Here is a 24,676-nt window from a genome sequence, read left to right on the forward strand (position 1 = left end):
GGGATGAGGAGAAAGAGGGCATCATGACGCTGCGTGTCGTTCCGCTGGGCGGATTGGGCGAGATCGGGATGAATGCGATGCTGTTCGACGACGGCGCGACCGCGCTGCTCGTCGACGCGGGCCTCATGTTTCCCGACGAGACGATGCTGGGCATCGACTACGTCATCCCCGACTTCGCGATACTGGCCGACGTCGCCCCCCGGTTGGCGGGCGTCCTGCTGACCCACGGGCACGAAGACCACATCGGCGCGGTCCCCTTCCTGTTGAAAGAGTACGATGTCCCCGTCTTCGGCACCCGGCTGACGCTCGGGCTCGTCGGCCACCGGCTGGCCGAGTACGGCCTCGACAAGGCGCGGCTCGAGGTCGTCCCCCGCGCCGGCCGCTTTCGGGTCGGCTCGTTCGAAATCGAGTCGTTCCCGGTCTGCCACAGCATCCCCGACGCCGTGGGCTACATCCTTCGATGCCAAGAGGGGATCTTCGTCCACACCGGCGATTTCAAGATCGACGACACCCCGCCCGACGGCATCCCCACCGCCATCGACCGGCTGGCGCGGCTCGGGCGCGAAGAAGGCGTGACCGCCCTGTTCTCCGACTCGACCAACGTCGAGCGCGAGGGGCACGGGCTGTCCGAGGCGTTCGTCGGCGAGGCGCTGTCCGAAATATTCGCCGCGGCGTCCGGCCGGGTGATCGTCGCCATGTTCTCCTCCAACATCCACCGGGTCCAGCAGGTGCTCAACGCGGCCTGGCGCAACGGCCGCAAGGTCGCGCTGTCCGGCCGCAGCATGGTCCGCAACGTCAACACCGCCCAGGAGCTGGGCTACATGAAGCTTCCGCACCCCGAGGTGCTGACCAGCATGGACCGGCTGTCCGAGCTGCCCGACAACCGCGTCGTCGTCCTCACCACCGGCAGCCAGGGCGAGCCGCGCTCGGCGCTCACGCTCATGGCGCTGGGCGAGCACAAGTACATCAAGGTCAAGCCGGGCGACACGGCGGTGCTTTCTTCCAAGTTCATCCCCGGCAACGAGCGCACCATCTTCAACGTGATCAATCACCTGTTCCTCGCCGGCGCCGACGTGCTCTACGACAGCATTTCCGAGGTGCACGTCTCGGGGCACGCCACTCGCGACGACCTGGTCCGCATGATCGAGGCGGTGCGCCCGGTCCACTTCGTCCCGGTGCACGGCGAGGCGCGGCTCCTCATCCGCCACCTCCGGCTGGCCCAGTCGCTCGGGGTGCCGATCGTCGAGCTGGCGCTCAACGGGCAGATCCTCGAATTCACCGATGGCATGCTCTCCCGCGCCGGCGAGCTCGAGGTCAACCGCCTCTTCGTCGATGGCAAGGGAGTGGGCGATGTCGACGGGTTCGTCCTCAAGGACCGCTTCCAGATCAGCCAGGTGGGGCTGGTCATGGTGCTGATGGCCATCTCGACGACGACCGGCGAGATCCTCTACGGTCCCGACGTGATGACGCGCGGCGTCGTGACCGAGCACGACGACGAAGAGCTGGTCGCGGGCGCGCGCGAGGCGGTGCTCGCCTGCTGGGAAGCGGCCGGGCCCGAGACCCGCAAGGATTACGCCGAGTTCAAGGACGAGGTGCGCCGGGCGGTACGGCGCTTCTTCAACAAGCGGCTCGACCGCAAGCCGGTCATCCTTCCCGTCATCGTGGGGCTCTAGCCCAAGATGAGCGAAAAGATCCGCAGGGACGCGCTGGCGATCGTCTTCCTCACGCTGGGGCTCTTCCTCACCGTTTCCCTCATCTCGTTCGACCAGTTCGATCCTTCGCTCTCCACATGGAGCTCCTTCGAGGCGCCGGTCCACAACTGGGGCGGCCGCGTCGGGGCCGTCTTCGCCGACCTGCTGCTGCAATCGTTCGGCATCGGCGCCGTCGGTTTCCCGATCCTGTGCATCGGCCTGGCCTGGTGGACCTTCCGGGGCGAGGAGATGGGCGGAAAGTGGACGCGGGCGCTCGGCGGCCTGCTGGCCGTCTGCTCCCTGCTGGGAGGCTTGAGCTTCTTCACGGGGCACGTCCGCCTGCTGGGGCAAGATGTTTTCCTGCCCGGCATCGTCGGCCTCCCGGGCGTCAACCTGTTCGGCCGGATGCTCAACACCGTCGGTGGCGTCCTCTGCCTCTCCGCGATGTTCCTCTTCTCCCTGATGCTCCTCACCGGCTCCTCCCTCTCGGGAATCCCGTCGCTCTGGCGCCGCTCCCGCAGCAGCGACGAGGTGCGCGCGATGGTCAAGGAGCGGCTTGCCCCGAAGGAGGGGGCGTGGGATAAGCCCGCCCCCCGCGGCAAGGACCCCCGGGAGCCGTCTGCCGATCCCCGGAAGACCCCCTCTCCGCGCATCGTCGCGGCGACCCCCTACGTCGACGAGGCGCCGCGCGCCGTCGACGGCCCCGGCAAGGCGTTCGTGCCGCCCGCCCTCGACCTCCTCGAGCCGGCGCCGCCGCCCGAGGCGGGCGCCGACGAGGCGACGCTGCGCCGGAACGCCGACGCGCTGCTCGAGATGCTTCGGCAGCACGGCATCGAGGGGACGGTCACCGAGATCCGCACCGGGCCGCTCGTCACGACTTACGAGTTCCGGCCCGCGGCGGGCGTCAAGATCAGCCGGGTCGCCGCGCTCGCGGCCGATCTCGCGCTGGCCATGCGGTGCGATGCGGTGCGCGTGGTCCCCAACATTCCCGGCAAGGGCGTCATGGGCTTCGAGATCCCCAACGAGAAGCGCTCCAGGATCGTTCTCCGCGAGATCCTCGGCTGTCGCGCTTTCGCCGATTCGACCTCGCCGCTTGCTATCGCCATCGGGAAGGATCTCTTCGGCGAGCCGATCGTCCGGGACCTGGCGAAGATGCCCCACCTGATGATCGCGGGCGCCACAGGCGCGGGCAAAAGCGTCGGAATGAACTCGATGATCCTGTCGCTCCTCTACCGGGCCACGCCCGAGGAAGTCCGGCTCCTCATGGTCGACCCCAAGATGGTCGAGCTGTCGCCCTACGACGGCATCCCGCACCTGCGCCATCCCGTCGTCACCGATCCCCGGGCCGCCTGCGGCGTGCTCCGCTGGGCGGTCGGCGAGATGAACGGCCGCTACCAGCTGCTCAGCGAGAGCGGCGTCCGGCATATCGACGCCTACAACCAGACCATCGACAAGAAGCTTGCGTCGCGCGCCAAGTCCAGGGCGGCGGGCGCCGAGACCGAGGAGCTGGCGCGGCTCCCCTACATCGTCATCGTCATCGACGAGCTCGCCGACCTGATGATGGGAACGTCGTCCAAGCGCGAGGTCGAGGCGCTGATCATCACGCTGGCCCAGAAGGCGCGGGCCGTCGGCATCCACCTCATCGTCGCGACGCAACGCCCCTCGGTCGACGTCATCACGGGACTCATGAAGGCCAACTTCCCGGCGCGCATCTCCTACAAGGTCACCTCGGTCTACGACTCCAAGACCATCCTCGACCACGGCGGCGGCGAGGCGCTCCTGGGCAACGGCGACATGCTGTTCCTGCAGCCGGGCGCCGCGGGGCTCATCCGGGCGCACGGTCCGTTCGTCGGCGACGAAGAGGTGCGGCGCGTCGTCGAGCACCTCAAGAGCCAGGGGGCGCCCGTCTACGACGAGTCGATCGCGGCGGCGGCGGCCGGAACAGACGAAGACGAGGCCGACGCCGCGCAGGACCCGCTCTTCGAACGGGCGGTCGAGGAGGTGCGCCGGGCCGGCCGCTGCTCCGTGTCGATGATCCAGCGTCGGCTGTCGATCGGCTACAACCGGTCGGCGCGCATCGTCGAGGCGATGGAGCGTCAGGGCATCGTCGGCCCCTCCGAGGGCGGCAAGCCGCGCGAGGTATACGGTGGCGGCCACGACTAGCGGGCGGGGCGCATCGAAGGTCCGTGCGGTCATCTTCGATTTCGGCAACGTGGTCTCGACGGTCGACACCGGCCGCTTCCTCCGGAAGTTGGCCGATCGTTCTCCGCTGTCGATCCCGCGGCTTTCGGCCGAGATCTACGACTCGGGTCTCCATGCCCGATACGAGGCGGGAACGATCAGCTCGCCGGCGTTCTATCGCTGCGTGATCGCCCGCACCGGCGCCGAGATGCCCATGCCCGAGTTTGTCGCGGCTTACACCGACCTCTTCGCCCCGATCGCGGGCACCGCCGATCTCATCCGGCGGCTGGCCTCCCGCTACCCGGTCGGCCTGCTTTCCAACACGAACCCTTTGCACTTTCGGCACCACATCCGGTCGTCGCCCCCGTTTCCGTGCTTTTCGACGGTTACGCTCTCCTACCGGGTCAAGACGCTCAAGCCCGATCCCCGGATCTATGCCGATGCGGTCTCGAAGCTGGGCGTTCCGGCAGGCGCCTGCGTCTACATCGACGACATTCCCGAATACGCCGAGGGGGCACGGCTTGCCGGTCTCCACGGGCTGACCTTTGCCGGCGTCGCGAAGCTCGAGCACGACCTGCTCCGGCTCGGCGTCCGGACCGACGAGACAGAAAGGCAAAACGCATGAAGAACGGGTTGATGGGCATGACGCGCTCCGTCGCCGCCGCGCTTGCGGCATTCACCCTGGTCGCGGCCGGCCAGGCCGGCGCGGCGGACAAGGGCAGCGGCGATGCGCTGTTTGCGAAAGTCTCCGCGAAATACGGCGCGGTGCAGACGCTATCGGCCAGGTTCCGGCAAGAGGTGCCGCTCCAGAATCTCGGCATCGTCCGCAAGGCGTCGGGCGACCTCTATTTCGCGCGCCCGAGCAGGATGCGCTGGAATTACACGAAGCCCGACAACCAGCTGTTCCTGGCTGACGGCGCCTTCCTCTATTTCCGCCCGTCCGATTCGCGGCAGGTGTTCCGGAAGAAGATCGGGGAAGGGGCGTTGGGCGGCAAGATCCCGCTGCTCCTTTTCTTCGGCAAGGGGAACATGGCGTCGATGTTCTCGGTCGAATCGGCCGAGCCGCTGAGGAAGGGGACGGCGACCGCGCTTCGCCTGATCCCCAAGGGCGACGGCGCCCCCGAAGTCAAGCGGATCGACCTGGTCGTCGAGAACGAGGGGCTGCGGATCGTCGAGATCCATCTCTACGACAATCTGGGCAGCGCCAACCACCTCTACCTCGACGGCATCGCCTTCAACCCGTCGCTGCCGGCCGACCTGTTCCGCTTCAAGAAGCCCGCGGGCACCGAAGTGGTGAACGAATGACGCGCCGCGCCGCGCCCGTCCCGGGCACCGTCCTGATCCATACGCTGGGTTGCGGCAAGAACGCCGTCGACGCCGAGGTCATGTCGGGCATGCTGGCCGACGCGGGGTTCACGGTGGTTTCGCGCGGCCCGGCCGACGTCGCGGTCGTCAATACGTGCGGCTTCGTGAAAGAGGCCAAGGAAGAATCGATCGGCGAGGTGCTGGCGCTGGCGGCCGAGAAGTCGAAGGGACGCCTCCGCAAGCTGGTGGTGGCCGGCTGCCTCCCGCGCCGCTATCGGGAAGAGCTGCCCGGGCTCCTGCCCGAGGTCGACCTGTTCCTCGGGCCCGGCGACATCCCGTCGCTGCCCGGCCTGCTGCGCGACATGCTGGGCGAGACCGCCGGTCCCGCCGGACCGGCCGCCCCCCGATCGTGCGTGGGCGAGGGGGCGCTCTCCGAGTCGGACTACCTCCGGCGCAAGGTCGTCGCGGGGGCCCCTGCCGCGTTCCTCAAGGTGCTCGAGGGGTGCGACAACCGCTGCAGCTATTGCACGATCCCGCTGATCCGCGGGCCGCTCAAGAGCCGCGACCGCGACGCGCTTTTGGCCGAGGCCCGCATGCTTGTCCGCAGCGGCGCCCGCGAGATTTCCCTCATCGGCCAGGACATCACCGCCTGGGGGACCGATCGCGGCGAAAAGGGGGCGCTTCCGGGGCTGGTGCGCGATATTCGCAAGGTGCGCGGTCTCCGGTGGCTCCGGTTGCTTTACCTTTACCCGTCCGGCATCGACGAGGCGCTGATCGACCTCGTGGCCGAGGGCGGCAAGATCGTCCCTTATCTCGACATCCCGATCCAGCATGCCGATCCCGACATCCTTCGCCGGATGGGGCGCCGTTACGGGCCCGACGACCTGCGCCGGCTGGTCGAAACGCTTCGGGCGCGAATTCCGGGAATCTTCCTGCGCACTTCCGTCATCGTAGGCTTTCCGGGCGAAACGCAGCGGGCGTTCCACAACCTGCTCGATTTCATGCACGAGATCCGGTGGGACTACCTCGGCGTCTTCCCTTATTCGCGGGAAGAGGGGACCGCGGCGCACGGCATGAAGCCGCAGGTGTCCGAAGCGGTCCGGCAGGAGCGGCTCCGGATCGTCCAGGACACGCAGGCCGACATCCTCTCCGAACGCAACTCGGCGCTGGTCGGCTCCGAGGTCGAGCTGCTGGTCGAGGAGGTCCCGGCCCGGGGGGCGGCGGTCTGCAGGCACCGGGGGCAGGCGCCCGAGGTCGACGGCAACGTGATGCTGCCGGGCTATCGGGGCAAGCCGGGCGACCTCGTCCGGGCGCGGGTCGCCTCGTCCCGGGAATGGGATCTCCGAGCCCGGGCGCTGCCGTCCGAAAGTCGTTGACAGCGTGAAAGCAATGCGTATACTTACGCTTTTTCAAATCCGTCCGGGGGAAGTCGGCGCATGAAGACGATCAAGGACATGCTTACGAAAATGCGGGAGAACCTGGTCCTCGAAATCGCCCGGCGCTCCAAGGCAACGACCGAAGGGCCGCAGCAGGACATCGGCGACATCATCGATTCCGTGTCCGAAGAGCGTACGCGCGAGCTCGACATGATCCTGACCGACCGCGAAAAGAAGAAGCTCAGCCAGCTCGACGAGGCGCTCGAGCGGATCGAGGACGGCACCTACGGCCTGTGCGAGGAGTGCGACGTCAAGATCCCCAAGCCCCGCCTCAAGGTCATGCCGTTCGCGAAATTTTGCGTCGAATGCCAGGAAAAGATGGAGCGCGAAGAGAAATACCTGCGCGAAGAGCCCGACGATGCGCTGCGCAAGGCGCCGGCGGTGGGCGAGGGCGAAGAGTAGCTTCTATTCCCGGGTGCGCTCCACTGCCCGATACCGGGCCACGGCCCGGTTGTGCTCCTCGAGGGTTCTCGAAAAGGCGTGCGTGCCGTCGGCGCGCGCCACGAAATACAGGTAGTCGGCCTTGGCGGGGTTGAGGGCGGCCTCGATGGCCTCCATCCCCGGGTTGGCGATGGGGCCGGGCGGCAGCCCGGTCGTGGTGTACGTGTTATAGGGCGACGTCGTCTGCAGCGCCTTCTTCGTGATGTCCTTCCCGAACAGCCTCAGCCCATAGATCACCGTCGGATCCATCTGGAGCGGCATTCCCAGCGCCAGCCGCCGGCGGATGATCGCCGACACGAGCGGCTTTTCCTGCGGCGCGGCCGTCTCCTTCTCGATGATCGACGCGATGGTGAGGATCTGCGCGACGCTGAACCCCTGCTTGCGGGCCGCCGCCGCCATCTCGTCGGTGAACCGCTTCCGGAACTGCCGGTTGAATATCTCGAGAATCTCCTCGGGCGTCTGTTCCTTGACGAGCTGGTACGTCTCCGGGAACAGGAACCCCTCCGCCGACGCGGTGTCGATCCCCAGCCGGGCCAGCAGCATCCGGTCGTGCGCGGCGTCGAGGAACGCCTCCTCCGTCACGAGTCCCTTCGAGGCCAAAAGGGCTGCGATGTCGTAAAGGTTGGAGCCCGGCGGGATTGTGACCGTATACTTCGTGACGTCGCCGCCGACCAGCTTGCGCCAGACGTCGATCGGGGCGAGGGGCGTATCGAACGTGTATTCCCCGAAGTGCAGCTTCCGCCCGGTCCGGGTGGCCAGCACCAGCAGCCGGAAGGCGGTCGGGTGGCGCATGACGCCGGAACTCGCCAGCAGGCGGACCGCGGCGGCCGAGTTGCTGCCCTTGGGGATGACCACGACGCGCGGCGTCCAGCCGACACGCGACGGCGGCGTGAGGATCTGGTATGCGAGGAGGCCCAGGACGGCCGCCAGCCCCGCCAGCGCCCAGCCGAGCCGGTTCTTGAGGGTTCGCTTCATCGGCGGTTACGGAGGTCGAGGACGCCCTGGAGGATGAAGACGGCCGACATGCTGTCGCGGACTTCCCGGCGTTTCTCGCGGCGGACGCCCGCGTCGATCAGCGTGCGTTCGGCCTGCGCAGTCGTGAAGCGCTCGTCCCACATCTCGACCGGCAGCCCGGTCGCCTCGTGCAGCTTGTCCGCGAACCGGCGCACCATCCCGGCCATCTTTCCCTCGTTGCCGTCCTCGTGCAGCGGCAGCCCGAAGACGAAGCCGGAGACTTCGAGGCGCCCGGCCATCTCGGCGATCAACGCGACGTCCTTTCGGTCGCCTTCCCGCCGGATCGCCGGCTGCGGCTGTGCCGTGATGCCGAGCGGGTCCGACAGCGCCACGCCGATCCGCTTGCTGCCGTAGTCGAAGCCGAGAAGCCGTCCCTTGATGTCGCCCAAGTGGTGAATCCTCCGGTGGGAGAGTGTACGTTCCGGTCGCCGCCGCCGTCAACCTGCGCCGCGCGGATTGACGTTCGCCGCGGGCTCCGGTAAACACTATAGTGTCGTAAAGGCCGGCGGGGCGGTGACGAAGCGTATCCCGCACCGGCAACAAGGAGTCGGATGGCCCAGGTCGACCAGATCGAGGAAGCGTTGCAGCGGTTGATGGGGGATGTCTCCCCGGAGGTCCGGGAGGCCGCCTCGGAGGCCTTCGACGCGGTCCGTGCGCGCCGGTCGGTCGCGGGGCTGCTCCAGGAGCTGCGCACCGGATCGGTCGAGGCGCGCATCCGCGCCGTCTATTCCGGGGGGCAGATCGGCGGGCAGGAGGGGCTCGGGTTGCTGATGGCCGCCCTCGACGATGCGGATGCCGAAGTCCGGGCGGTGGCCGCCCGCGAGTTGTCGGTTTTCCCGGCCGTCCCCGTCCTCAAGGCGATCGTCGAGCGGTTGCCGAAGGAGCGCGGCATCGTGCTCGGCAACCTGATCGAGACGCTGGGCCGCTCGCGCCGGAAGGAGCTCGCGCCCGTGGTCGAGCGGTACCTGGCCGATCCGGACCCCTTCGTGAAGGGAAAGGCGCTCGTTGCGTACGCCCGAACCGCCGACGCGCCGTGGCCCCGGCTGGTGCAGGCGGCCGTGGACGGCAACGATACGGTGCGGGCCGCCGCCGCCCAGGCACTCGGGGAATGGAGCGAAATCGCCGCTGCCCGGTAAAAGGGGCTAGCTCGCCGCCGCGTTGAGGTAGGTACTGGCGGCCGCGTAGGGAAACAGCATCGGATTGACCGCCAGCATGACCATCCGCCCGGCGCCGGGCCCTCCGTAGCCCAGGTCGATGTCGACCTCTTCGGGCCGGAGCATCGGTTTGCCGTCCCGTTCGAACAGAATCGCCACGCGGCTCGGCGCCCGCAACCCCTCGGCCGTCCCCGTCACGACGCCCACCTCCATCGTGTTGAGCCGGACCATCGTGCCCACGGGGAAATCGCCCATCGCCTTGCGGAGCTGCGCGACCACGCCCGGATGGTGCGCCTTGCCCGCCTCGCCCTCCATGAGCTGGAGGGCGCCCGAAGGCGTGCGCGGCGCCTGGTAGCAGCGCATGGTGGTCAGCGCGTCGTAGCAGTCGGCGACCGAGATGATGGCGCTGTGCTGGTAGAGCCGGTAGCCGGGACCGGTCCTCGGGTAGCCCGACCGGTCGTAGTGCATGTGATGCTCGCGCACCATGTACGTGGCCGTCGTCGGGATGTCGGACATCTTCCCCGTGAGGAGGAATCCCTCATCGGGGTGCTTCTTGATCTCCTCGAATTCGTCGGCGGTCAACGTGCCCGGTTTCCGGATGAGGTCGAGGGCGAGCTGCGTCTTCCCGATGTCGTGCAGCAGTCCGGCCACGCCCACCTCGACCATCGCCTCGTCGCCGATCTCCATCTGGTCCGCGAGCGTCAATGCCAGCACCGAGACGTTGACCGAATGGTTGAACGTGTACTCGTCGAAGTTCTTGATGAGCGTAAGGGCGAGCAGGGCGTCCCGGTTGCGCGTCAGCATGCTGCCCATGTCGGAAACCACCTTGACCGTCTCGGCGCCCGACGGGATGCGCCCGCTCCGGATCTCTCCCAGGACGGAGGCGACGACCGCAATCGCGTTGGCATAGATGGTCTTGGCGACCGCGTGGTCGTCGTCGGCTTCCGGTTCGGCCTGCATCACCCGGATGTGCCGGATGCCCAGGGCCAGCAGCCGGTCGCGGATCTCGTCGGCCAGCATTCCCTCGGCCTTGGTTTCATGCAGGAACCGGATGAACTGGTCGATGTCGGGAAGATCGAGCCCCCGCATGAAGATCAGGGCGGGAACCCCGATCCGCCCGAGCCGGGTCATCAGGAATTCGAGCGAGGACGTGAGCGTGAAGATCGGCACCCCCTCGAGCACGAGCGTCCCGTCGGAGATGGCCAGCGCCAGTTCGTTCTCATGGTCGAAAAAGGGGTGGATCAGCGCGAGGCACTGCTCGACGGGTGTCCGGACGAGCGGGTGGGAGGAAGGGTAGAGCCCCCGGTTTTTCAGGGAGACGCCCATGAGCTTGATGATCTGGGTGACCGCCTGCTCCTGTTTCTTGCGCTCCATGCCGGCCTCCCGCGGCGTTTAGGGCTCGAAGCGGCGCAGCGACCGCTTCGATTCGGTGCGGAGCATCTCGTCCTCGTCGGTCAAGTAGCTCCGGAGGACCTCCTTCGCCCGGTTGCTTCCGACCTTGGCGATGGCCCGGAGCGCGTGAAGCTTCATCTCGCGGAAGCGGCGCGAATGCCAGAGCACCTTCATCCGGATGATCTCGTCGAGCGCGGTGATCGCCTCGTCGGTCCCGATCGCGCGCAGGGAGTCGATGGCTTCCTGCGCGAACCGGTAGTTCGGGTAGAACATGCTCTTGCGAACCGCGCGCCGGTAGAGGGCGAGAACGGCCTCGGGTTCCTTCTTGGCCGACAGCGCCGCCACGGCGGTCAGCGCCACCGATTCCTCGGCGTGGAAGCACAGCTCCCCGAGGGCGGAGACGGAGAACGGATGGTCGAGGCGCGACAGCGCCTTGATGGCTTCCTTCTTGACCCTGGCGTCGGGGTGCGACAGGGTGGCGGCGACCTGGGGGGCGAGATCGGGCATCCCCAGGTTGCCCAGGATGGTGAGCATGTTGCGGACGGTATACCATTGGGCATCGGCCAGGTTTTCGAGGATCACGGGAACGGCCTGGCGCCCGATCCGGGTGATGATCTCGACGATGCCCTTGCGGACCAGCAGGTCTTCCTCGACCGCGAGGGCGTCGATCAACGGGCGGACCGACCGCTCCTGGAACAGGGCGAGGATGCGCTCGACTTCCTGCCGGTCGCCCCGGGATTTGTCGCGCAACGCGAACAGGTAGTGGGAGACCATCTCGTCGGTCGCCATCTCCTTGATGCCGCGGCCGGCCAGCTCGGCGATCTCGGCGCTTCCGCCCGGCGGCAGGTCGATGTGGCGCAGGAAAAGGCTGAAGGCGCGCGTGGTGTATTCGATCTTCCGGCCGGTCCGGTCCTCGGAGATCATCCGGCTGAGCGCCACGATGTGGGTGCGATACGCGGACGGGCTGGATTCCTTCGACAGCCGGTCGAGCAGGCCGTCGAGAGTCTCCGGCTCGGGCGCGACGCTGTCGACGTTGAACAGGGAGTTGAGGATCGATCGCGCGCGGGCCTCCTCGGGCAGCTCCTCGTCGCCCTGCTGCTTCTTGAGCAGCTCGGTCATGTTCTCGTAGTCGACCCGGTTGACCCAGATGCGGGCGACGTTCTCCCGGGGCAGCAGTTTTTCGAGGCCGCCCGCGTCCTGGATGGTCTCAGGATCCCGCCCGAGGACGCTCAGGAAGGCGAACATCTCTTCCTCTTTCATCCCGGGCAGGAAGATGAGCTTGCTGACGCGGCGAAGGTAGAGGTCCCGATTGAGATCGACCAGCGTCTTGTTGGGGTTGGGAATGGGGCGTATCTCAAAAAGGAGGGCGTTTTTCGTGACGCCGATCTCGAGCCCGGCATCGGGGAGCGGGATCCCCTCGAACAGGGAGACGATCCGGCTCATGAGCTGGACCAGCGACGGGTGCCCGGAGGGGTAGAACGTGACGGCCTTGAGGCCCTTGGCCAGCTCGGCGAGCGCGAGCGTGACCCTGAAGATGTGTCCGCCTTCCGGTTCGCCGTTCATAAAGTTAAGCTGCGACCGATGCAAAAAAGGTATTATTTACCATAACTTCCTATTCTACGACGGCATGGGGGCAAGTCAATCCTTTTCCGGCGGGAGGGGGCCTTGATGGAGGGATTCGGAGCCCTGGCGGCGACGCTGGGAACGCGGCTGAAGGCGTCCGGCCTGCGGCTCGCCGTGGCCGAGTCGTGTACGGGCGGCCTCCTGGCCGCCGCGGTCACCGCGGTTCCCGGCAGCTCGGACTATTTCCTCGGCGGAGTGGTGGCGTACCACAATGATGCGAAGACGGCGCTGCTCGGCGTCCCCGGGCCGATGATCGCGTCCGATGGGGCGGTCAGCGCCTCCGTGGCCGTGGCGATGGCCGAGGGGGCGCTTTTGTGCTTCGGCGCCGATGTGGCGGTGGGCGTCACCGGCATCGCGGGACCGGGCGGCGGGATGCCGGACAAGCCGGTGGGAACCGTGTGGGTGGCCGTCTCCGCCCCCGGGGTCTGCATCCCGCACCGGCTGGCGCTTCCGGGCGACCGGGAGCAGGTCCGGGCGGCAGCCGTCCGCGAATCGCTCCGGTTGTTGATCGCCGCGCTCGGTGCCGGGCCGTGAGGGTTTTCGTCGCCGTCGGGCTGCCCGACGCGGTCCGGCGGGAGATCGTCTCGGCGGTCGGGCCGCTCCGGAAATTTCGTCCCCCCGTCGCGTGGGTTTCCGAGGAAAACCTCCACCTCACGCTGAAATTCATGGGGGAGGTCGACCCCGCGCGGCTTCCCGCGGTCCGGGACGCGCTCGACCGGGTTGTCTCCCCGTTTGCGACATTCTCGCTGGAGAGTGGGGGTGCCGGCGCCTTTCCGTCGACGCGCGCCCCCCGCATCCTCTGGGCCGGGTTCCGGGAACCGCTTGAATTGGCCGGGGCATTGCAAGACAATATCGAGGCAGCCCTTTCCGAGGCGGGCTTCCCGCGCGAACCGAAAGCGTTCCACCCCCACGTCACGATCGGCCGCGTCCGGGGCGCGGTCGCACCGGGGTGGGGCGACGCCTTCGCGGCCTCCCTCGCGGGGCGCCGGTTCGGCGCCGTCCCGGTGGCGGCCGTCCGCCTCGTCGAAAGCCTGCTCTCCCCCGCGGGAGCCCACTATCGCACGATCGCCGACTTCCCCCTTTCGGGCTGAATCCGGCTTCATCGTCCAAGACAAAAAGGAGATCACACGCATGGCAATCGACCCCAACCGCCGCAAGGCGCTCGACATGGCGCTTTCCGCGATCGAAAAGAACTACGGCAAGGGCGCCATCATGCGCCTCGGCAGCGACGAGCCGGTCAAGGATGTCCAGGTCATCCCCACGGGCGCCATCTCGCTCGACATCGCCCTGGGCACCGGCGGCGTGCCGCGCGGCCGCGTCATCGAGATCTACGGGCCCGAGTCCTCCGGCAAGACGACGCTCGCGCTCCATATCGCGGCGCAGGCCCAGAAGCTGGGCGGCGTGGTCGCCTTCGTCGACGCCGAGCACGCGCTCGACCTCTCCTACGCCCGCAAGCTCGGCCTCAACACCGAAGACCTGCTCATCTCCCAGCCCGACAACGGCGAGCAGGCGCTCGAGATCGCCGACATGCTGGTCCGCAGCGGCGCCGTCGACGTCCTGATCGTCGACTCGGTCGCGGCGCTCGTCCCCAAGGCCGAGATCGAGGGCGAGATGGGCGACTCCCACATGGGGCTGCAGGCCCGCCTCATGTCGCAGGCGCTCCGCAAGCTCACCGGCACCATCTCCAAGTCCATGACCTCGGTCATCTTCATCAACCAGATCCGCATGAAGATCGGCGTCATGTTCGGCAACCCCGAGACCACCACGGGCGGCAATGCGCTCAAGTTCTACGCCACCGTCCGGATGGACATCCGACGCATCGCCCAGATCAAGAAAGACGACGCGGTCATCGGCGGCCGCACTCGGGTCAAGGTGGTCAAGAACAAGCTGGCCCCCCCGTTCCGCGAGGCCGAGTTCGACATCCTCTATGGCGAGGGCATATCCCGCGAGGGCGATATCATCGACATCGGCGTCGAGAAGGGGTTCGTCGAGAAAAGCGGCGCATGGTACTCTGTCAACGGCGAACGGATCGGGCAGGGGCGCGAAAACGCCCGTGTTTTCCTCAAGGAACACCCCGAGATGACCGACGAGCTGGGACGCAAGATCCTGGCCGGCTTCGGCATCGGGGCGACCGCCACAACTCCCGAGGAGAAGGCTTAAGCCGTGGAACTGAACGAGATCCTCAACGCGGCCGCGAAATACGGCGCGTCCGACGTCCACATCAAGGTCGGGCGCCCGCCGACGCTGCGCATCAACGGAAAGCTGGTCCCGCTCAAGACGCCCGAACCGCTCGGCAGCCGGCACATCGAAGAGATGCTCGGGCTCATCCTCGGGCCCTTGCAACGGGAGCGTTTCGACCACTCGCACGAGATCGACTGCGCCTACAGCGTCCCCGGGCTCGGCCGCTTCCGGGTCAACGTCTTCCGCCAACGCGGTACGGTCGGCATGGTCCTGCGGCTTATCCCCACCGGCGTCAAGTCGTTCGACGACCTTCATCTGCCCAAGGTGATGGAAAAGATCGCCCTCGAAAATCGCGGGCTGGTCCTGTGCACCGGCACCACCGGCTCGGGCAAGTCGACCACGCTCGCGTCGATGGTCGAATTCGTCAACCAGAACCGCTCCTGCCACATCATGACCATCGAAGACCCGATCGAGTTCCTGCTTCGAGACGGCAAGTCCATCATCAACCAGCGCGAGCTCGGGGTCGACACCATGTCCTACGCGGCGGCGCTCAAGGCGGCGCTGCGGCAAGACCCCGACGTCATCCTCGTCGGCGAGATGCGCGACCTCGAAACGATCGAAACTGCCCTCACCGCGGCCGAGACCGGGCACCTCGTCTTCTCCACCCTGCACACGCTCGACGCGGGCGAAACCATCCACCGCGTCGTGTCCGCCTTCCCGCCGTTCCAGCAGAAGCAGGTCCGGCTGCAGCTCGCCTCGGTTCTCAAGGCGGTCATCTCGCAACGGCTCGTGCCCAAGGCCGACGGGCAGGGGCGCGTCCCCGCCGTCGAGATCCTCATCAACACGGCGCGCGTCCGCGAATACATCGAAGACAAGGACAAGACCCGCAAGATCCGCGAGGCGATCTCGCAGGGGTTCGTCAGCTACAGCATGCAGACCTTCGACCAGTCGCTGATGGGGCTGCTCAAGGAAGGGCTCATCACGCTTGACGAGGCGCTGCGGCAGGCGTCCAACCCCGACGACTTCTCGTTGCGCATGAGCGGCGTCTCTTCCACGTCCGACCTCACGTGGGACGATTTTGACCGCAAGGAAGAGCCGAAGAAGTAGCACCGCCGGCGCCGCGTCCTCCGGCGGCCCGATGGCCGTCGCGCTGGGCATGCTGTCGCGCCGTGCGGTCAGCGAGGGCGAGCTGCTCCGGCGCCTCTCCGAAAAGGGCTTCTCCGCCGCCGAGGCCGAGGCCGTGGTCTCCCGCCTTCGCGAGCTGGGGCTGGCCGACGACCGCAAGTTGTGCGAGGGGCTCGTGCGGGTCTACCGCGAGTCGCGCCGGTACGGTCGCGCCAAGATCTTGATGGCGCTCCGCCGGCGGCTCATCCCGGCCGACCTCATCGACGACGTGGTCCGGGTCCTGTCCGGCGGCGATGAAGAGCTCGACGCCGCCTCGGCGGCGCTGTCCAAGAAATTCCGCGAGGGGATCCCGCCGGGCCGGGAGGGGATCTCCAAGGCTTACCGGTTCCTGGCCTCACGCGGTTTTTCCCTCGAGACGTGCCGCAGGGCGCTCGGGAAAAAATTGACCGAAAACGACGACGACGACGAAGGAGACGCATAGATGACCCAGACCGGCGCCCAGCTCCGCAGCGCATTCCTGGCCTTTTTCGAGCGGAACGGCCACAAGATCATGCCCAGTTCCTCGCTGGTGCCCAGCAACGATCCCACATTGCTGTTCACCAACGCGGGCATGGTCCAGTTCAAGGACTACTTCCTCGGCCAGCAGATCCCCGAGCATCGCCGGGCAACCACCGCCCAGCGCTGCCTCCGCGTCAGCGGCAAGCACAACGACCTCGAGAACGTCGGATACACCGCCCGCCACCACACGCTCTTCGAGATGCTCGGCAACTTCTCCTTCGGCGACTATTTCAAGAAAGACGCGATCCGCCTCGGCTGGGAGTTCCTCACCAAAGAGGTCGGGCTCGACGCAAGCCGCATGACCGTCTCCGTCTTCCGCGAAGACGACGAAGCTTATGACCTCTGGCACAAGACGATGGGGCTTCCCGCCTCCCAGATCGTCCGCTTCGACGAGAAAGACAATTTCTGGACGATGGGCCCCACCGGCCCGTGCGGCCCCTGTTCCGAAATCCTCTACGACCAGGGCGAGGGTGTCGGTTGCGGCAAGCCCACGTGCGGTCCCGGCTGCGACTGCGACCGCTTCCTCGAAATCTGGAACCTCGTGTTCATGCAGTTCAACCAGGACGAGCACGGCGTCAAGACGCCGCTCCCCAAGCCCAGCATCGACACGGGCATGGGGCTCGAGCGGCTCGCCGGCGTAATCCAGGGCGTCACCAGCAACTACGACACCGACCTGTTCCGGCCGCTCATCGAGAAGGTCGCGCGCCTGTCCGGGCACCTCTACGGCGACCACCAGCCGCACGACGCCTCCATGCGCGTCATCGCCGACCACGCCCGCGCCACCGCGTTCCTCATCGCCGACGGCATCCTGCCCTCAAACGAGGGGCGAGGCTACGTGCTTCGCCGCATCATGCGTCGCGCGCTGCGCCACGGCAAGAAGCTCGGCTTCACCGGGCCGTTTCTCCACCAGGTGGCCGGCGAGGTCGTCAAGGAGTTCGGCGCCGCCTACCCAGAGCTCGGCCAGAGCGCGTCGTTCATCGACACCGTCACCGTCCAGGAAGAGAAGCGCTTCCTCGAGACGCTCGACGCGGGGCTCAAGATGGTCGAGGACGAGTTCGCGCGCATGCAGGCCGCCGGCCGCACCGTCTTCGCGGGCGACGTCGCCTTCAAGCTCTACGACACCTACGGTTTCCCGGTCGACCTCACCGGCGACCTGTGCCGCGAGCGCAACGCAACGCTCGACACGGCCGGCTTCGAGGTCGAGATGGAAAAGCAGCGCACCCAGTCGCGCGCCTCCTGGAAGGGGGGCGAGGTGGGCGTCTCCGATGCCGTCGCCTCCGAACTATCCGGCTCCGGCGTCACGGTCGAATTCGTCGGCTACGACCGGCTGGCGGCGGCGGGCAAGGTCAAGGCGCTCTTCAAGGCCGGCGCGCGCGTCGCGTCCGTCGCCGAGGGCGACGAAGCCGACCTCGTCACCGACGTCACCCCGTTCTACGGCGAGGGGGGCGGGCAGGTCGGCGACACGGGCACCGGCAAGGGCAAGGGCGGCCTCCGCCTCGACGTGACCGCCGCACGGCGCCCCACGCCCGATCTCGTCGTCCACAGGGTCAAGCTGCTGGCCGGCTCCCTCAAGGAAGGCGACCCGATCGACTTCCAGGTCGACGAGCCCACGCGCCGCCGCACCCAGGCCAACCACACATCGACGCACCTGCTCCAGGCGGCGCTGCGCAAGGTGCTCGGCACCCACGTCAAGCAGGCCGGCTCCTACGTCGGTCCCGACAAGCTGCGTTTCGACTTCAACCACTTCGAGAGCGTTCCCGCCGAGGCGCTCGCCACGATCGAAGACCTGGTCAACGAGGCGATCTTCGCCGGCAAGCCGGTCACCTCCGAATCCCTCGCCTATGACGCCGCGGTCGCTGCGGGCGCGATGGCCTTTTTCGGCGAGAAATACGGCGACGTCGTCCGGATGGTCTCCGTCCCCGACGTCAGCCGCGAGCTGTGCGGCGGCACGCACGTCCGCAACACCTCCGAGATCGGCCTGTTCCGAATCACCTCCGAGACGGCGCTCGCCGCGGGCGTCCGTCGCATCGAGGCGACGACCGGCCCCGGCGCCTTCCTTCACATGCGTTCCGAGGCGCAGCTGCTCCACGGCCTCGCACGCGAGCTCAAGGTCGGCGTCGCCGACGTCCCCGAACGCGTCCAGAAACTCGCGACCCAGGTCAAGTCGCTCGAGAAGGAGCTGTCCGAGGCCAAGCGCCGGGTGGCCAAGGACTTCGTCGGCGAACTGCTCGGCCAGGCGGCCGAAGTCGGCGGCGTCAAGATCGTCGCAGCCCAGGTCGAGTCGATGGACGCGGCCGCGCTTCGCGAGCTGGCCGACGCCCTCAAGGGGAAGCTCGGCAGCGGCTTGCTGCTGCTCGCCTCGGTTCAAGAGGGCCGCTGCTCCCTGATCGCCGGCGTCACCCAGGACCTGACCGCCCGCTTCTCCGCCAACGACATCGTCAAGAAGGCGGCCGCTTTCGTCGGCGGCGGGGGCGGTGGCCGAAAAGACATGGCCCAAGCCGGCGGCGGCAACCTCGACGGCCTCCCCCAGGCGCTCGCCTCGCTCGCGGAGTGGTCGAAGTAGCTCGGGTCGATTCTGTTCCCGGACTCCCGTCCAGGAACGTCCCTCGCGCCCTCCCGGACATTCCATCGTCCGGGAGGGTTTATTTCATGCATCACCGCAGCGCGGCTGCAGGCCCCCGAACGCCGGCCGGCCGCAGGCAGGTCGTGTCCGGACCTGTCTTATGCTGATCGGCGTCCGGATTCGATCCGCCGGAAGAAAAAAACGGGGGTGCCGGATTGTCATCGGCACCCCCTTCGCTCTGCTGCAACAGGTCGCGATTCCGCGGAGTCGCGATCATCGGGCGCGATTCGCTCTCTCAAAAGTCGCGGGTTCCCTTAAAGGGGTGACCGCCCTGTTAGACCGAGGGTTCTCACGTCCTCCGAATATTCCCGCCGCAACAGCGATGTTTTTCGGCACGGTCATGTTCCGCATAGCCCTTTCATGCAGCCCTGGCGACTGCCCACACGAAACCGGCCAGTTCCCGCGCGACCGCCACCTTCGTGACGCCGGGCCGTTTCCCCCTCGCCATCATATCCACGAACTTCTTGTGCAATCGAGCCTCCGCCTTCAGGGCAATGCCGACCACCCCGGGCGACTGGCTTTCCCTCCGTTTCCTGATGGGCAACCCGGGCCGATCGGGCGGTTGCCGATAATGCCACGCGCTTTCCATGAGCGTTTTCCGCGCATGCACATTCCCCGTCTTGGTGGCGTGCCCCCGACTCTGCTTTCCCCCGCTCGAATGCTCCGAGGGCACCAACCCGACGAAAGCCATCAGCTCGCGTGGATTGCCGAATCGCTGGATATCGACCAGTTCCGAAACAAGCGTCAGCGCCGTCAAGGTGTCTATGCCCCGCAACGCCCGAAGACGCCCCACGATTGGCGCGATGGCAGGCCGGGAGGCCTCTGCCACGATCCGCTTGTCCAGTCGAGCAATCCGGTCGATTCCCTGTTCGACGATATGGACGTACTCCAGGAAAACCGTCTGCGCATTTCCATCATCGAACGCCTGGGAGCGGAACCATTCCCAGTGGGATTTCGACCACGCCTTCCCTTCGTATCGCCTCCCGCGACGAAGCATGAACTTCCCCAGCCGGTGGCGTCCCCGCATCAGATCGTTCCGGGCATCCTCCCGGCAGCGAAGCAGATCCCGCAGCGCCTCCTGCTCCTCCGTCGGGACCAGGATCGACGTCAATTCCCCCATCCGGTGCATCCGCGCCAGTTTCTCCGCGTCCCGCCTGTCGGTCTTCACCCGGTCGCCCGGCTTCCTCGGGATCAGCGCCGGCGCGATGACCTCGCAACGGATTCCCCTGGCCGCCAGGAGGCGATGCAGCGCATACCCGCACGGGCCCGCCTCGTAAACGCACCGGGCGTCCCCCAGAACGGCCAGCCGTCCGGCAAGCCGTTCGTTACCCACGGGGGTATTCGGAATCTCCCACCGGTCGACGACATCCCCAGCCTCCCCGACGACCGCGCCCACGATAGATGCCTTGTGGACGTCCATCCCGACCCACGCAACCGGACTCTGCATGGCAACTCCTTTCCGCCGGACGAACACACGCGACGCATCCGCCCGGATCGTCATTACTTTGATATCCGCCAGCCCGTTCCGGTTTTTCCCCAACCCCTTCCCCGCTTCCCGGAACGCCCGTTGCATCGCACGCCTACATCACCGGCACAGGGGGAGTCCTCATGCAGCGAAACAATCGTCGTGGTCCGGCCCGCAGGGCCGTTTACGGCGCCGTCTACCGGTTGGAGGATGGCATTCTCCGGTTTCATTTCCGCCCGGCCATCCCCCGAAAAGGCGCCTGTTCATCCGCAAAACGGACTCCCCGTCCAGAATCCTGGTCCGACCGGGATACTTCCCATAGAAAATCCCGTCGCCTCTCCCCACCTGAAGGCGGGGAGCAATAAGGAAGATCATAAAAATGAGTTACGATCCAGGCCCGCACAGAATGCGTGTCAATCCCGTGTCCCGGTCCGGCCGAGTTTCGATTGCCGTTTCTGTTCCGGCCTCCTGTTCCATATCCCCCACAACTTTCGAACGACAGGCGATGGCGGGTGGAGAACGCATAAAATGGTTTGCTCGGTTGCTCGATGCTTACGGAGATCTTCCGAGTTTCGTTCCCGATTCATACTTCTCTCGTTCGGAGACATCCTCTTCAGGAGATCCCGCCCCGGTTCCCCCGAACCCGATTTCCCTGTCCGTTTCGGGTCTGGAGTTCGGATGCCCGGGAAATTCGGTTCCCGTCGCCGATGTAAAGCCAGACTGTGAACTACCCGAGATACTCGATCGCATTCGGAACGAGATTCGGAAGCGACACTACAGCCGACGTACAGAGGAGGCATACTCCGACTGGGTATCCCGGTTCGTTTGTTTCCACAGATTACGATCTCCCCGTTCGATGGGAAAAGCGGAAGTCGAAGATTTCCTCTCCGACTTGGCCGTTGGCAAGAACGTGTCTGCGTCCACCCAGAATCAGGCAATGAGCGCCCTTCTCTTTCTGTATCGCGACGTGTTGGGCATACAACTCGAGTGGCTCGATGCGGTTGTTCGTGCAAAACGACCGCAGCGCCTCCCGGTAGTGCTGACCCGGGAGGAAGTGTCCGCGATGTTCCGCCATCTCGCGGGAACCAACCTGATCGCCGCGATGCTGCTATACGGGGCGGGGCTCCGGCTGATGGAATGTCTGCAACTTCGAATAAAGGACATCGATTTCGGCTATCGCCAGATCACCGTGCGACAAGGGAAGGGCGGCAAGGATCGGATCAGCATTCTACCGTCAGCGATCGAACCCCGCTTGAAGCATCACCTCGAAGACGTCCGGGCAAAATTCGAAAATGATTTGAAGAAAGGGGGCGGCTACGTTAAACTCCCGGGGGCGATCTCCCGAAAATACCCCAACGCCGATCGCACATGGGGTTGGCAATGGGTATTCCCGGCCCACCGCAAGTTCGAGGATCCCGAAACGGGGGACAATTGTCGCCACCATCTTCACGAAACGGTTCTTCAACGCGCAGTGAAAGAAGCCGCGCATTTGGCCGGTCTCGAGAAACACGTCACCTGTCATACGTTCCGTCACTCGTTCGCGACGCATCTCCTGGAAGACGGATACGACATCCGCACGATCCAGGAGTTGCTGGGCCATCGCGACGTCAGCACAACAATGATTTATACACACGTCCTCAACAGAGGAGGCCGTTGCGTCCGCAGTCCAATGGACGTACTCCGATAACGTCGACAGTTCCGGATCGCGCCCCTTCCCTCGCAGCCTATCCCCCTCACCATTTTCCCCCTCCTCCGCAGTCTATCGCCCTTCCCCCCAACCTCTCCCCCCCAACAATTCCAAACCCGTTCAACAACCTATTGCCATTCAGGACCCGTTACCATCAACAATATCTCGCTCCGTTTCAAGTCTATCGCCCTTCCAGACCCAGACTAAAAAGAACCTAATTTAAGTTAGGCACACTAAACAATGAAATATATAACAGGCGAAATTAAAAAATCTTTGTTTCAAAACATTCTCAACGCCTCTGTCGAGTTGGGAGGAAGTCGTATAGTTTTTTGGTACTACCCGGAATTGGAAATAAGAAGACAAAATATATTATTAAATCAATTTGAGGAATATTTAATAGGGCGAGACAAATATGAACCGGTTACGCTTTACGGCGGTGGTGATGACCCAAAACCTGTTGAGGAAACACCAATTTCGTATAAAATTAATAAAGATAATATTGGATTGCTAGCAAATAATATTTCAAGAATTATTAAGGTCTGTAGTGATATTGCAATATATAACGAAGAGAGCAGGGAGTGGATAACAGCAATTATATTTCATGAAAGAATTGGTTTGATTAAGGATAGTCCAAGCGCTGATAATATATTAAATAAAGCAAATATTATATTTTCAAACTATAAACCGGATTGGTTTTAGGCATTTAGGTGCCTAACAAAGCGTTGAAGCTGACAGCCCTTCAGTCACGCTTTTAATATTCTCGCTGTAAAAAGCGCGCCTTCGTTCTGCAGCTTAACGCTGGCGTTGGGCGGATCTTAAATAAATTAAAACATGGAGGCGAAATGCCTGAAATCGTTTACTTGCTTACAAATGAATTTATGCCGGGGTTGGTGAAAATAGGACGTACTGGAGATTCTGTGGAATCGCGAATATCAACCTTAAGTGCAAATAGTGGAGTTCCAGCCCCATTTGAATGCTATTTTGCGGCAGAAGTGAACAATGCAGCAGATCTTGAAAGTAAACTGCATTTATTGTTTAAGGAGCATAGGGTGAATGAGAGGCGAGAGTTTTTTAAGGTTTCACCAGAAAAAATTGTATTAGCAATAAGTATTGGGACATATAAAGAAATAACACCAGGGAAAGCGGATATAGAGGATGAGGGAAGAATTGCACTAGAGAGGGTAAGGGCGAATAGGTCCCCATTGAGATTAAATGCAATAGGTATAAATAAAGGAGATGTGCTTTCATTTTCTAGAGATGAAAGTATAACTGTTACGGTTGGCGACGGCGGTAAAGTTATATTAGATGGGGAATTGCTAAGCTTATCACCAGCAGCACTAAAGGTATTAAATTCTAAAGGATATAAATCAACATCGGTTAATGGGGCATTGTATTGGGTGTATGACGGAGAATTATTGTCTGACAGAAGAGATAGGTTGGAAGCGGAACAGTATGAGGAAACCAAAGAAGATGAGATATAAGTAGGTGTTAGATCAGACCGCCCAACAAAGCGTTGAAGCTGACGACTCTTCAGTCACGCTTTTATTCCTATCGATGGTAAAAGCGCGCCTTCGATTCGCAGCTTAACGCTGGCGTTAGGCGTACAGCAATAAAAGGAGGCAAGTCCAAATGATAAAAAACTTAAAGCATCAACCGCTAATCGGAGAAATTTTGCCAGGTTCTTTGACGGTAGGATTAATAGCTGTGTCCTATTTTAACATTCATAGGTACGAGTTATCTTTAATAACAAAAGATACAATAAATGGGATATTTGCATTAACAATATTATTTCTAAGTGCATGGACAACAGGGACAATATACGATGCCATTAGAAATGGGATAGTTGAAGATTTACTAGATCGCAAAAATCCCATTTCGTGGGACTTCTTTTTCAAAGAAAATATTGATAAAGTTCACCAGATTGAAGAATATTATTTTTGTTATTACACATTAGAAATAAATTATTTGATAGGCATATTTATATTTGCTGTACTTCATTTGCCAGTGTTGAAATATATAGGGATCCCATATATTGAGTTAAGCCCTTTAGCAATATGGGCATGGATGTCATTGGCAATAGTTTTTGTGGTTTTCGCGAAGGATGCAAAAGTGCTTAGAAAAGAAATGGGTAAAATAATTAATAAAGTTATGGGATTGGAGGTCGAAATGGGATTGCCGCACACAAATTCATACACACGCCTGAAGCCGTCAACAGTTCATGGGGTTGGTGTTTTTGCAATCCGAGATATTCCAGAGGGAACAAATGTATTTGCTGATGATAAAGGTAATATGGTCTGGGTAACAACTGATAAATTGGAAGGATTGGCACCAGAGATCATAAAATTATTTGATGATTTTTGCGTATTGAAAGAAAATAAATATTATTGTCCAGATAGTTTTAATAACTTGACAGTCGGATGGTATATAAACCATTCAAAAGATAAAACAAATGTGAAATGCACAGATGATTATGATTTTATTGCGACGAAACATATAAAAATAGGTGACGAGCTATTAGCTGATTATGAATCTTATAGTGATAACTTAAAAAATAAAATATTAACTGACGCCTAACAACAAGTTAAAGCTGACAGTCCTTCAGTCACGCTTTTGTTTCTTTCGTTTGTAAAAGCGTGCCTTCGCCCTGCAGCTTAACTTGAGCGTTAGGATGACAGCGTAATAAGAACGTTAGATTAGGTATAATTTGTGACGCGAGGTGTAATCATAGGTTTTGTATCGCGGAGTGTCAAAAAAGTCCGCCATGGGAATTTGTGGTTCTGAGGCCAAGGACGCGAATTAT

General features: G+C 63.3%; 22 protein-coding genes. 17 read left to right on the plus strand and 5 right to left on the minus strand.

All coding sequences use genetic code 11. The features are described 5' to 3' along the window. Positions 1 to 23 precede the first annotated feature (23 nt). Genes VGK27_05725 through VGK27_05750 form a run of 6 tightly spaced genes read left to right on the plus strand, consistent with a single transcriptional unit; the run spans position 24 to position 7,015 of the window. Complete coding sequence (locus VGK27_05725) at positions 24 to 1,673, plus strand: ribonuclease J (GenBank protein HEY3489605.1); 1,650 nt, start codon at positions 24 to 26, stop codon at positions 1,671 to 1,673. Positions 1,674 to 1,679: 6 nt separating this feature from the next. Next, complete coding sequence (locus VGK27_05730; protein HEY3489606.1) at positions 1,680 to 3,854, plus strand: DNA translocase FtsK 4TM domain-containing protein; 2,175 nt, start codon at positions 1,680 to 1,682, stop codon at positions 3,852 to 3,854. Continuing rightward, positions 3,838 to 4,497: an HAD family phosphatase gene (locus VGK27_05735; GenBank protein HEY3489607.1), complete on the plus strand. Its 660-nt coding sequence runs from the start codon at positions 3,838 to 3,840 to the stop codon at positions 4,495 to 4,497. The genes VGK27_05730 and VGK27_05735 overlap by 17 nt, the downstream gene beginning before the upstream one ends. Next, positions 4,494 to 5,177, plus strand: a complete 684-nt coding sequence (locus VGK27_05740) for an outer membrane lipoprotein carrier protein LolA (protein HEY3489608.1) — start codon at positions 4,494 to 4,496, stop codon at positions 5,175 to 5,177. The genes VGK27_05735 and VGK27_05740 overlap by 4 nt, the downstream gene beginning before the upstream one ends. Beyond that, complete coding sequence (gene rimO / locus VGK27_05745; GenBank protein HEY3489609.1) at positions 5,174 to 6,553, plus strand: 30S ribosomal protein S12 methylthiotransferase RimO; 1,380 nt, start codon at positions 5,174 to 5,176, stop codon at positions 6,551 to 6,553. The genes VGK27_05740 and rimO overlap by 4 nt, the downstream gene beginning before the upstream one ends. Positions 6,554 to 6,613: 60 nt before the next feature. Beyond that, positions 6,614 to 7,015 (plus strand): TraR/DksA family transcriptional regulator, encoded by a 402-nt coding sequence (locus tag VGK27_05750; protein ID HEY3489610.1) that lies wholly within the window; start codon positions 6,614 to 6,616, stop codon positions 7,013 to 7,015. A 3-nt stretch (positions 7,016 to 7,018) separates the two neighbouring features. On the opposite strand, the gene mltG is transcribed toward VGK27_05750, so the two are convergent. Both mltG and ruvX read right to left on the minus strand, forming a co-directional pair. Next, the gene (gene mltG / locus VGK27_05755) at positions 7,019 to 8,029 is read right to left on the minus strand and encodes an endolytic transglycosylase MltG (GenBank protein HEY3489611.1); all 1,011 of its coding nucleotides are present in this window, start codon (positions 8,027 to 8,029) and stop codon (positions 7,019 to 7,021) included. Then, positions 8,026 to 8,457: a Holliday junction resolvase RuvX gene (gene ruvX / locus VGK27_05760; GenBank protein ID HEY3489612.1), complete on the minus strand. Its 432-nt coding sequence runs from the start codon at positions 8,455 to 8,457 to the stop codon at positions 8,026 to 8,028. Before ruvX ends, mltG begins: the two co-directional genes overlap by 4 nt. A gap of 162 nt (positions 8,458 to 8,619) precedes the next feature. Here ruvX and VGK27_05765 point away from each other — a divergent pair, with 162 nt between their 5' ends. Continuing rightward, complete coding sequence (locus tag VGK27_05765; protein HEY3489613.1) at positions 8,620 to 9,204, plus strand: HEAT repeat domain-containing protein; 585 nt, start codon at positions 8,620 to 8,622, stop codon at positions 9,202 to 9,204. Positions 9,205 to 9,210: 6 nt separating this feature from the next. Here the strand turns inward: VGK27_05765 and VGK27_05770 are convergent, their stop codons facing one another. Together VGK27_05770 and VGK27_05775 are read right to left on the minus strand one after the other, a co-directional pair. After that, entirely contained in the window at positions 9,211 to 10,596 is a 1,386-nt protein-coding gene (locus VGK27_05770) for an HD domain-containing phosphohydrolase (GenBank protein HEY3489614.1), read from the minus strand. Between the two features lie 18 nt (positions 10,597 to 10,614). Beyond that, positions 10,615 to 12,177 (minus strand): HEAT repeat domain-containing protein, encoded by a 1,563-nt coding sequence (locus VGK27_05775; GenBank protein ID HEY3489615.1) that lies wholly within the window; start codon positions 12,175 to 12,177, stop codon positions 10,615 to 10,617. Between the two features lie 105 nt (positions 12,178 to 12,282). Between VGK27_05775 and VGK27_05780 the strand changes: the two genes are divergently transcribed. From VGK27_05780 to alaS, 6 genes are read left to right on the plus strand one after another with little or no spacing between them, the layout of a single operon-like run. Next, positions 12,283 to 12,771 carry a CinA family protein gene (locus VGK27_05780; GenBank protein ID HEY3489616.1) on the plus strand — a complete coding sequence of 163 codons (489 nt, stop codon included), beginning with the start codon at positions 12,283 to 12,285 and terminating at the stop codon, positions 12,769 to 12,771. Next, a complete protein-coding gene (gene thpR, locus VGK27_05785) occupies positions 12,768 to 13,328 on the plus strand; it encodes an RNA 2',3'-cyclic phosphodiesterase (GenBank protein HEY3489617.1) in 561 nt (186 codons plus the stop codon). The genes VGK27_05780 and thpR overlap by 4 nt, the downstream gene beginning before the upstream one ends. Positions 13,329 to 13,368: 40 nt before the next feature. Beyond that, positions 13,369 to 14,397, plus strand: a complete 1,029-nt coding sequence (gene recA / locus VGK27_05790; GenBank protein HEY3489618.1) for a recombinase RecA — start codon at positions 13,369 to 13,371, stop codon at positions 14,395 to 14,397. A gap of 3 nt (positions 14,398 to 14,400) precedes the next feature. Then, entirely contained in the window at positions 14,401 to 15,525 is a 1,125-nt protein-coding gene (locus VGK27_05795) for a type IV pilus twitching motility protein PilT (GenBank protein ID HEY3489619.1), read from the plus strand. Positions 15,526 to 15,556: 31 nt separating this feature from the next. Then, positions 15,557 to 16,024 (plus strand): regulatory protein RecX, encoded by a 468-nt coding sequence (locus VGK27_05800; protein HEY3489620.1) that lies wholly within the window; start codon positions 15,557 to 15,559, stop codon positions 16,022 to 16,024. Beyond that, on the plus strand, positions 16,025 to 18,664 hold the full coding sequence (gene alaS, locus VGK27_05805) for an alanine--tRNA ligase (protein HEY3489621.1): 2,640 nt from the start codon (positions 16,025 to 16,027) through the stop codon (positions 18,662 to 18,664). It abuts the gene before it with no gap. A gap of 418 nt (positions 18,665 to 19,082) precedes the next feature. Here the strand turns inward: alaS and VGK27_05810 are convergent, their stop codons facing one another. Continuing rightward, positions 19,083 to 20,171: an IS110 family transposase gene (locus VGK27_05810; protein HEY3489622.1), complete on the minus strand. Its 1,089-nt coding sequence runs from the start codon at positions 20,169 to 20,171 to the stop codon at positions 19,083 to 19,085. 754 nt (positions 20,172 to 20,925) lie between these two features. On the opposite strand from VGK27_05810, the gene VGK27_05815 reads away from it, so the two are divergent. The 4 genes from VGK27_05815 (at position 20,926) to VGK27_05830 (ending at position 24,450) form a co-directional block, all read left to right on the plus strand. Beyond that, positions 20,926 to 21,876, plus strand: a complete 951-nt coding sequence (locus VGK27_05815; GenBank protein ID HEY3489623.1) for an integron integrase — start codon at positions 20,926 to 20,928, stop codon at positions 21,874 to 21,876. Between the two features lie 240 nt (positions 21,877 to 22,116). After that, positions 22,117 to 22,575 carry a hypothetical protein gene (locus tag VGK27_05820; protein HEY3489624.1) on the plus strand — a complete coding sequence of 153 codons (459 nt, stop codon included), beginning with the start codon at positions 22,117 to 22,119 and terminating at the stop codon, positions 22,573 to 22,575. A gap of 143 nt (positions 22,576 to 22,718) precedes the next feature. Continuing rightward, positions 22,719 to 23,357, plus strand: coding sequence for a GIY-YIG nuclease family protein (locus VGK27_05825; GenBank protein ID HEY3489625.1), 639 nt, complete (start codon positions 22,719 to 22,721; stop codon positions 23,355 to 23,357). Positions 23,358 to 23,505: 148 nt separating this feature from the next. Continuing rightward, positions 23,506 to 24,450: an SET domain-containing protein gene (locus VGK27_05830; protein HEY3489626.1), complete on the plus strand. Its 945-nt coding sequence runs from the start codon at positions 23,506 to 23,508 to the stop codon at positions 24,448 to 24,450. The last annotated feature ends 226 nt before the right edge of the window (positions 24,451 to 24,676 follow it).

The sequence above is a fragment of the Candidatus Deferrimicrobiaceae bacterium genome, from assembly GCA_036504035.1.
Classification (GTDB): Bacteria; Desulfobacterota; Deferrimicrobia; order Deferrimicrobiales; family Deferrimicrobiaceae; genus JANXPS01.

Excerpts from the sequence above, each read along its gene's own strand:
- VGK27_05730 (HEY3489606.1), top strand. The coding sequence starts at position 1,680 with ATGAGCGAAAAGATCCGCAGGGACGCGCTGGCGATCGTCTTCCTCACG.
- VGK27_05780 (HEY3489616.1), top strand. The coding sequence starts at position 12,283 with ATGGAGGGATTCGGAGCCCTGGCGGCGACGCTGGGAACGCGGCTGAAG.
- VGK27_05810 (HEY3489622.1), bottom strand. The coding sequence starts at position 20,171 with ATGCAGAGTCCGGTTGCGTGGGTCGGGATGGACGTCCACAAGGCATCT.
- recA (HEY3489618.1), top strand. The coding sequence starts at position 13,369 with ATGGCAATCGACCCCAACCGCCGCAAGGCGCTCGACATGGCGCTTTCC.
- VGK27_05825 (HEY3489625.1), top strand. The coding sequence starts at position 22,719 with ATGCCTGAAATCGTTTACTTGCTTACAAATGAATTTATGCCGGGGTTG.
- VGK27_05820 (HEY3489624.1), top strand. The coding sequence starts at position 22,117 with ATGAAATATATAACAGGCGAAATTAAAAAATCTTTGTTTCAAAACATT.
- VGK27_05725 (HEY3489605.1), top strand. The coding sequence starts at position 24 with ATGACGCTGCGTGTCGTTCCGCTGGGCGGATTGGGCGAGATCGGGATG.
- VGK27_05800 (HEY3489620.1), top strand. The coding sequence starts at position 15,557 with ATGGCCGTCGCGCTGGGCATGCTGTCGCGCCGTGCGGTCAGCGAGGGC.
- VGK27_05830 (HEY3489626.1), top strand. The coding sequence starts at position 23,506 with ATGATAAAAAACTTAAAGCATCAACCGCTAATCGGAGAAATTTTGCCA.
- VGK27_05775 (HEY3489615.1), bottom strand. The coding sequence starts at position 12,177 with ATGAACGGCGAACCGGAAGGCGGACACATCTTCAGGGTCACGCTCGCG.
- VGK27_05740 (HEY3489608.1), top strand. The coding sequence starts at position 4,494 with ATGAAGAACGGGTTGATGGGCATGACGCGCTCCGTCGCCGCCGCGCTT.
- alaS (HEY3489621.1), top strand. The coding sequence starts at position 16,025 with ATGACCCAGACCGGCGCCCAGCTCCGCAGCGCATTCCTGGCCTTTTTC.
- VGK27_05765 (HEY3489613.1), top strand. The coding sequence starts at position 8,620 with ATGGCCCAGGTCGACCAGATCGAGGAAGCGTTGCAGCGGTTGATGGGG.
- mltG (HEY3489611.1), bottom strand. The coding sequence starts at position 8,029 with ATGAAGCGAACCCTCAAGAACCGGCTCGGCTGGGCGCTGGCGGGGCTG.
- VGK27_05750 (HEY3489610.1), top strand. The coding sequence starts at position 6,614 with ATGAAGACGATCAAGGACATGCTTACGAAAATGCGGGAGAACCTGGTC.
- rimO (HEY3489609.1), top strand. The coding sequence starts at position 5,174 with ATGACGCGCCGCGCCGCGCCCGTCCCGGGCACCGTCCTGATCCATACG.
- VGK27_05770 (HEY3489614.1), bottom strand. The coding sequence starts at position 10,596 with ATGGAGCGCAAGAAACAGGAGCAGGCGGTCACCCAGATCATCAAGCTC.